Origin of the sequence: Pseudomonas sp. 39004 (assembly GCF_028682155.1) — a bacterium.
Taxonomy (GTDB): Bacteria; Pseudomonadota; Gammaproteobacteria; order Pseudomonadales; family Pseudomonadaceae; genus Aquipseudomonas; species Aquipseudomonas capeferrum.
The window spans coordinates 1-7377 of the sequence record NZ_JANIAG010000227.1 but is presented as its reverse complement, the minus strand read 5'-3'; the positions used below and the strand labels follow the sequence as shown (position 1 = coordinate 7377).

Below are 7377 nucleotides of genomic sequence, written 5' to 3'. Positions count from 1 at the left end.
AAAGTGAAGGAAGGTGAGCGTTCCCGTCTGCAGGCGTTCGAAGGCGTTGTTATCGCCAAGCGTAACCGTGGTCTGAACAGCGCCTTCACCGTGCGCAAGATCTCGAGCGGCGTTGGTGTTGAGCGTACCTTCCAGACCTACAGCCCGCAAATCGACAGCCTGGCCGTGAAACGTCGTGGTGACGTGCGTAAAGCCAAGCTGTACTACCTGCGCGACCTGTCCGGCAAAGCCGCTCGCATCAAGGAAAAACTGTCCTGAGTACAGTTTGCCCGGTGGCCATGGCCGCCTAGCGAGAAAAAAAGCAGCCTTCGGGCTGCTTTTTTGCGTTTTGAAACTTAAGAAAGCGATGTGACCAGACATGACTACCCGAGACCAGGAAATCCAGCGCCGCACCGAGCTGTCGGTAACCCGCGTGACCAAGGCGGTGTTTCCCAACACCACCAACCACCACAACACCCTGTTTGGCGGCACCGCGCTGGCCTGGATGGACGAAGTGTCGTTCATCGCCGCCACACGCTTCTGCCGCTTGCCATTGGTGACGGTTTCGACCGACCGCATCGACTTCAAGCACCCGATCCCGGCGGGTTCGATCGTCGAGCTGGTGGGCACGGTGATCAAGGTGGGCAACACCAGCTTGCAGGTGCAAGTGGATGTGTTCGTCGAGAACATGTACCTGGATGGCCGCGAACGGGCGATCCATGGTGTGTTCAGCTTTGTCGCCATCGACGAAGACAAGCGCCCGGTGCCGGTGTTGCCCCAGGCCTGACGCTCAACCTGGCGTGGTTGCAGCATCGGCGACCGGCAGCGGCTCGACCAGGGCGACCAAGGTCCAGCCCGACTGCGGCGTGAGTGGGTTGTCCGGGCTCGCTACATGCACCCAGCCATTGGCGTCACGGGCGAACAGCAGGTGCGCGCGTTCGCCATGCAGTGCCTGATAATTTTCCCAGTCGAAGCCCTCGGTCAGGTGGGTGCTGTACAGCTCGGCGCCGCGGTGCAAGTGATTCGCCAGTTGCTGGTAGGTCATCGCGCTTGAACCGAGCAGGTGGCCGCGGTGCTCCTCGCTGGCCCGGTGCTTGTCACTGCGCTGTTTCTCCAGGCCGCTGGCGAGTACGAACAGGCGGCTGTGGCCGAAGTCATGGCGAAAGCGGGCGCAGGCCAGGGCGTTGATCTCGCCGGCCGGCGACAGCCCCAACAGGTGGCCGAGGCCGACCAGGTCCAGGTGTGCATCGGCATGCTGCGAGGCCGGGTTGCCAAAGTAGGTCGGCAAGCCGTCCATGCGCGCGGCGCGGATGTTTTCCCAGCTCGAATCGGTCAGCAGTACACGGCAACCCAATTGTTGCAGGGCTTTGCCGAGGGTGCGCGCAGGCCCGTTGGCGCCGACGATGAGAAAGCCGCTGGGGGCAGGCTCGGCGACCTTGAGCAGGCGCGCCAGCGGCCTTGCCGTGGCGCTCTGCAGCACCACGGTGCCGATGATCACGGCGAAGGTCAGCGGCACCAGCAACAGCGCATCCTGATGGCCGGCCTCGTGCAGGCGGATCGCGAAGATCGCCGATACCGCGGCGGCGACGATGCCGCGCGGGGCGATCCAGGCCAGCAAGGCCCGCTCGCGCCAGTTCAGCGAGGAGCCCAGCGTCGACACGAAGACGTTCAGCGGCCGTGCCAGCAACTGGATCACCAGCAGCAACGCCAGCACCGCCGGGCCCAGCCCGAGCAAGGCGTGCAGGTCGAGGCGCGCGGCCAGCAGGATGAACAGGCCGGAGATCAGCAGCACGCTGAGGTTCTCCTTGAAGTGCAGGATCTGCCGCACATCCACCCCGCGCATGTTGGCCAGCCACATGCCCATCAGCGTCACCGCCAGCAGCCCTGATTCGTGCACGATCTGGTTGGCGGCGATGAAGATGCCCAGCACCGCTGCCAGCGACGCCAGGTTGTGCAGGTACTCCGGCAGCCACTGTTCGCGCATGACCTGGCCCAGCAACCAGCCGCCGGCTGCGCCCAGTGCAGTGCCGCAGAAGATCACCCCGGCAAAGGTACCCAGGCTCTGGATCAGGCCATTGCCATCGGCACTGGCAATGATGAAGCTGTACACCACCACGGCCAGCAGCGCGCCAATCGGGTCGATGACGATGCCTTCCCAGCGCAGGATATTGGCGATCGTTGCTTTTGGCCGCACTACCCGCAGCATGGGCACGATCACCGTCGGCCCGGTGACCAGGGTCAAGGTGCCGAACAGGATCGCCAGCGGCCAGTCGAAACCCAGCAGCCAGTGGGTCGCCAGCGCGATCACCAGCCAGGTCGACAGCGCGCCGACGGTGACCAGGCGGTGCACCACGCTGCCGATATCGCGCCACTGCGACACGTGCAGGGTGAGGCTGCCCTCGAACAGGATCAGCGCCACGGCCAGGGACACCAGCGGCATCAGCAACGGGCCGAACAAGGCCTGCGGGTCGAGCCAGCCGAGCAGCGGGCCGACAGTGATGCCGGTCAGCAGCAGAAAGAGGATGGCCGGCAGTTTCAGGCGCCAGGCGAGCCACTGGCAGGCCAGGGCGGCGGCGCCGATGCCACCGATGCTGAGAAGGATCTGCTGTTCGTTCATGCGGGCTCCCTATGCTGGCGCTGTTATGAAAGACTAAGCGTCATTTCGTCGTTTGCCACCGAGTTTTCATGCCCGCCCTAGACCACCCCCTGATTGACCAGTTTCTCGATGCCCTGTGGCTGGAAAAAGGCCTGTCGGACAACACCCGGGTCTCCTATCGCAGCGATCTGGCGCTGTTCAACGGTTGGCTCCAGGAACACACCGTGGCTTTGCCCGACGCCGGTCGCGAGCTGATCCTCGATCACCTGGCCTGGCGCCTTGACCAAGGCTACAAACCGCGCTCCACCGCACGCTTTCTCTCTGGCCTGCGTGGCTTCTTTCGCTACCTGCTGCGCGAAAAGCTGGTGGCGATCGACCCCACCTTGCAGGTGGAGATGCCGCAGTTGGGCCGGCCTTTGCCGAAATCCTTGTCCGAAGCCGACGTCGAAGCACTGCTGCAAGCGCCGGACCTCGGCGAAGCCATCGGCCAGCGCGACCGCGCCATGCTTGAAGTCCTGTATGCCTGCGGCCTGCGGGTTACCGAACTGGTCAGCCTGACCCTCGACCAGGTCAACCTGCGCCAAGGCGTATTGCGGGTCATGGGCAAGGGCAGCAAGGAGCGGCTGGTACCGATGGGTGAAGAGGCGGTGGTGTGGCTGGAGCGCTACCTGCGCGATGGCCGCAGCGAGCTGTTGAACGGCCGCCCCAGTGATGTGCTGTTCCCCAGCCTGCGCGGCGAGCAGATGACCCGCCAGACCTTCTGGCATCGGATCAAGCACCACGCACGGGTTGCCGGTATCGACAAGGCGTTGTCACCCCACACCTTGCGGCATGCCTTCGCGACCCATCTGCTCAACCACGGTGCCGACCTGCGCGTGGTGCAGATGCTGCTGGGCCACAGCGACCTGTCGACCACGCAGATCTACACCCACGTGGCCAAGGCCCGTTTGCAGCAGCTGCACGCCCAGCATCACCCGCGTGGATGAATGATTTTCATGTTCCGCCGGCCGGTATCCGCAGACCCCTTCAACGGTGGTGTGATGTGGTAGGCTTGAGCGGTTTGCACCAAGGGCCGCACGGTCACCGCGTTTTTTTGCAGGTGACGCCCTCCGGCCCCTGTCCGCCTTCAGGAGTTCCCATGCGTTTGACCCCGATTTTCGCCGCCGCCGCGTTGGCGCTGGCCAGTACCTTTGCCGTTGCCGCGGCAACCGACAGCAATGCCGGTGCCGAGCAGGCCATCCGCAAGTCGTTGCAGAACCTCGAACTGGAAGTGCCCGTAGAAAGCGTTGCCAGCAGCCCGCTCAACGGCCTGTATGAAGTCAAGCTGCAGGGCGGCCGTGTGCTGTACGCCAGTGCTGACGGCCAGTTCGTCATGCAGGGCTACCTGTACCAGATCCAGGACGGCAAGCCGGTCAACCTGACCGAGAAGACCGAGCGTCAAGGTGTCGCCAAGCTCATCAATGGCATTCCAGCCGCCGAGATGGTGGTTTATCCTGCCAAAGGCGAGACCAAGTCGCACATCACCGTGTTCACCGATACCACCTGCCCGTATTGCCACAAGCTGCACGCCGAAGTCCCGGAGCTGAACCGTCGCGGTATCGAAGTGCGCTATGTCGCCTTCCCGCGTCAGGGCCTCGGTTCGCCGGGTGACGAGCAGTTGCAGGCAGTCTGGTGTTCCAGCGACCGCCGCGCGGCGCTGGACAAGATGGTCGATGGCAAGGAAATCAAGGCGGCCAAGTGCGCTAACCCGGTCAGCAAGCAATTCCAGCTGGGCCAGTCGATCGGCGTCAACGGCACGCCGGCGATCGTCCTTGAAAGCGGCCAGGTGATCCCGGGCTACCAGCCGGCGCCGCAAGTGGCCAAGCTGGCCCTGGCCGGCCAGCAGCAAGCAGCCAAGTAATCTATTCAGTACGCCGTCGTCATGGGGTGACGGCATGTTTCACGGTCGGCGCAGGTGCCGGCCGTTCAATGGGGAGTTCACAGTGAAACCGGTCAAAGTAGGCATCTGTGGGTTGGGGACCGTCGGTGGCGGAACCTTCAATGTACTTCAGCGCAACGCCGAGGAGATTGCCCGCCGTGCCGGGCGCGGTATTGAAGTGGCCCAGATCGCCATGCGCTCGCCGAACCCGAACTGCCAGATTACCGGTACCCCCATTACCGCTGATGTGTTCGACGTTGCGAGCAACCCGGAGATCGACATTGTCATCGAGCTGATCGGTGGCTATACCATCGCCCGTGACCTGGTACTCAAGGCCATCGAAAACGGCAAGCACGTGGTCACCGCCAACAAGGCGCTGATCGCCGTGCACGGCAACGAAATCTTCGCCAAGGCCCGCGAGAAGGGCGTGATCGTCGCCTTCGAAGCGGCGGTTGCCGGCGGCATCCCGGTGATCAAGGCCATCCGTGAAGGCTTGTCGGCCAACCATATCAACTGGCTGGCCGGCATCATCAACGGCACTGGCAACTTTATCCTCACCGAAATGCGCGAGAAGGGCCGTACCTTCCCGGACGTACTGGCTGAAGCCCAGGCCCTGGGCTATGCCGAAGCCGACCCGACCTTCGACGTCGAAGGCATTGATGCTGCGCACAAGCTGACCATCCTGGCCTCCATTGCCTTTGGTATTCCGCTGCAGTTCGACAAGGCCTACACCGAGGGCATCACCCAGCTGACCACCGCTGACGTGAACTACGCCGAGGCCCTGGGCTATCGCATCAAGCACCTGGGTGTGGCACGCCGCACGGCCGAAGGTATCGAGCTGCGCGTGCACCCGACGCTGATCCCGAGCGACCGCCTGATCGCCAACGTCAACGGCGTGATGAACGCAGTCATGGTCAACGGCGACGCCGCTGGCTCGACCCTGTACTACGGCGCCGGTGCCGGTATGGAACCGACCGCTTCGTCGGTGGTGGCCGACCTGGTCGACGTGGTCCGCGCCATGACCTCCGACCCGGAAAACCGCGTGCCGCACCTGGCCTTCCAGCCCGATTCGCTGTCGTCGCACCCGATCCTGCCGATCGAGGCCTGCGAAAGTGCCTACTACCTGCGCATCCAGGCCAAGGATCACCCTGGTGTTCTGGCTCAGGTGGCCAGCATCCTGTCGGAGCGTGGCATCAACATCGAATCGATCATGCAGAAGGAAGCCGAAGAACAGGATGGCCTGGTGCCGATGATCCTGCTGACCCACCGCGTGGTCGAGCAAGGCATCAACGACGCCATCGTCGCTCTGGAAGCCCTGCAGGATGTGGTTGGCAAGGTCGTGCGCATCCGCGTCGAACAGCTTAATTAACGAAGAGTGCCGACGGGCCGCGCCAGCGGCCCCGGCCCCAGTCTCGAAGGTTTGCACCATGCGCTATATCAGCACCCGCGGCCAGGCACCGGCCCTGAACTTTGAAGATGTGCTGCTGGCTGGCCTTGCCAGCGACGGCGGCCTGTACGTCCCGGAAAACCTGCCACGCTTCACCCAGGAAGAGATCGCTTCCTGGGCTGGCTTGCCATACCACGAACTGGCCTTCCGCGTGATGCGCCCGTTCGTTGCCGGCAGCATCGCCGATGCCGACTTCAAGAAGATCCTCGAGGAAACCTACGGCGCGTTCGCTCACGCGGCCGTGGCGCCGCTGCGTCAGTTGAATTCGAACGAGTGGGTCATGGAGCTGTTCCACGGCCCGACCCTGGCGTTCAAGGACTTTGCCCTGCAGTTGCTCGGCCGCCTGCTCGACCACGTGCTGGTCAAGCGCGGCGAGCGCGTGGTGATCGTTGGCGCCACCAGCGGTGATACCGGTTCTGCCGCCATCGAAGGTTGCCGCCGTTGCGACAACGTCGACATCTTCATCCTGCACCCGCACCAGCGTGTGTCGGAAGTACAGCGTCGGCAGATGACCACGATCTTCGGCGACAACATCCACAACATTGCCATCGAAGGCAACTTCGACGACTGCCAGGAGATGGTCAAGGCCAGCTTCGCCGACCAGTCGTTCCTCAAGGGCACCCGCCTGGTGGCAGTCAACTCGATCAACTGGGCGCGGATCATGGCCCAGATCGTCTACTACTTCCACGCAGCCCTGCAGTTGGGCGGGCCAGCCCGCTCGGTGGCGTTCTCGGTGCCTACCGGTAATTTCGGCGACATCTTCGCCGGTTACCTGGCGCGCAACATGGGCCTGCCGATCAGCCAGCTGGTGGTGGCCACCAACCGTAACGACATCCTGCACCGCTTCATGAGCGGCAACCAGTACGTCAAGGAAACCCTGCACGCGACCTTGTCGCCGTCGATGGACATCATGGTGTCGTCCAACTTCGAGCGCCTGCTGTTCGACCTGCATGGCCGCAATGGTGCTGCCATTGCCGAGCTGATGGCGAACTTCAAGCAGGGTGGCGGCTTCAGCGTCGACGAAGACCGCTGGACCGAGGCGCGCAAGCTGTTCGACTCGCTGGCCGTCAGTGACGAGCAAACCTGCGAGACCATCGCCGAGGTGTTCGCCAGCACCGGTGAAGTGCTCGACCCGCATACCGCGATCGGCGTCAAGGCCGCCCGCGAGTGCCGCCGCAGCCTGGACACGCCAATGGTGGTGCTGGGTACTGCGCACCCGGTCAAGTTCCCGGAAGCGGTAGAGAAGGCCGGTGTGGGCAAGGCGCTGGAGTTGCCTGCGCACCTGGTCGACCTGTTCAGCCGCGAAGAGCGCTGCACGGTGCTGGCCAATGACCTGAAGGCCGTTCAGGGCTTTGTCAGCCAGCACGGTAACCGCGGCAAGCCGCTTTAACGCCAGGACCGCCACATAACCCATCGCCGGCAAGCCGGCGATGGAGA

General features: G+C 63.7%; 7 protein-coding genes. 6 read left to right on the top strand and 1 reads right to left on the bottom strand.

The features are described from left to right. Both rplS and NP534_RS24585 read left to right on the top strand, forming a co-directional pair. On the top strand, positions 1–258 hold a 258-nt coding region (gene rplS / locus NP534_RS24590; protein WP_274100438.1), incomplete at its 5' end, for a 50S ribosomal protein L19. A 100-nt stretch (positions 259–358) separates the two neighbouring features. Beyond that, positions 359–766 (top strand): acyl-CoA thioesterase, encoded by a 408-nt coding sequence (locus NP534_RS24585; RefSeq protein ID WP_009683444.1) that lies wholly within the window; start codon positions 359–361, stop codon positions 764–766. Positions 767–769: 3 nt separating this feature from the next. Here NP534_RS24585 and NP534_RS24580 read toward each other — a convergent pair whose 3' ends face one another. Beyond that, entirely contained in the window at positions 770–2596 is a 1827-nt protein-coding gene (locus NP534_RS24580) for a cation:proton antiporter (protein WP_274100437.1), read from the bottom strand. Between the two features lie 68 nt (positions 2597–2664). Here NP534_RS24580 and xerD point away from each other — a divergent pair, with 68 nt between their 5' ends. The 4 genes from xerD (at position 2665) to thrC (ending at position 7330) form a co-directional block, all read left to right on the top strand. Next, positions 2665–3561, top strand: coding sequence for a site-specific tyrosine recombinase XerD (xerD, locus tag NP534_RS24575; RefSeq protein ID WP_186654342.1), 897 nt, complete (start codon positions 2665–2667; stop codon positions 3559–3561). Positions 3562–3713: 152 nt separating this feature from the next. Next, positions 3714–4475, top strand: a complete 762-nt coding sequence (locus NP534_RS24570; RefSeq protein WP_274100436.1) for a thioredoxin fold domain-containing protein — start codon at positions 3714–3716, stop codon at positions 4473–4475. A gap of 82 nt (positions 4476–4557) precedes the next feature. Next, positions 4558–5862 carry a homoserine dehydrogenase gene (locus NP534_RS24565; protein WP_274100435.1) on the top strand — a complete coding sequence of 435 codons (1305 nt, stop codon included), beginning with the start codon at positions 4558–4560 and terminating at the stop codon, positions 5860–5862. Between the two features lie 58 nt (positions 5863–5920). Further along, positions 5921–7330, top strand: a complete 1410-nt coding sequence (gene thrC / locus NP534_RS24560; protein WP_033700952.1) for a threonine synthase — start codon at positions 5921–5923, stop codon at positions 7328–7330. The last annotated feature ends 47 nt before the right edge of the window (positions 7331–7377 follow it).

Bases quoted from the DNA above. Each gene is read 5' to 3' on its own strand.
- NP534_RS24585 (WP_009683444.1), top strand. From the start codon at position 359: ATGACTACCCGAGACCAGGAAATCCAGCGCCGCACCGAGCTGTCGGTA.
- NP534_RS24580 (WP_274100437.1), bottom strand. From the start codon at position 2,596: ATGAACGAACAGCAGATCCTTCTCAGCATCGGTGGCATCGGCGCCGCC.
- xerD (WP_186654342.1), top strand. From the start codon at position 2,665: ATGCCCGCCCTAGACCACCCCCTGATTGACCAGTTTCTCGATGCCCTG.
- NP534_RS24570 (WP_274100436.1), top strand. From the start codon at position 3,714: ATGCGTTTGACCCCGATTTTCGCCGCCGCCGCGTTGGCGCTGGCCAGT.
- thrC (WP_033700952.1), top strand. From the start codon at position 5,921: ATGCGCTATATCAGCACCCGCGGCCAGGCACCGGCCCTGAACTTTGAA.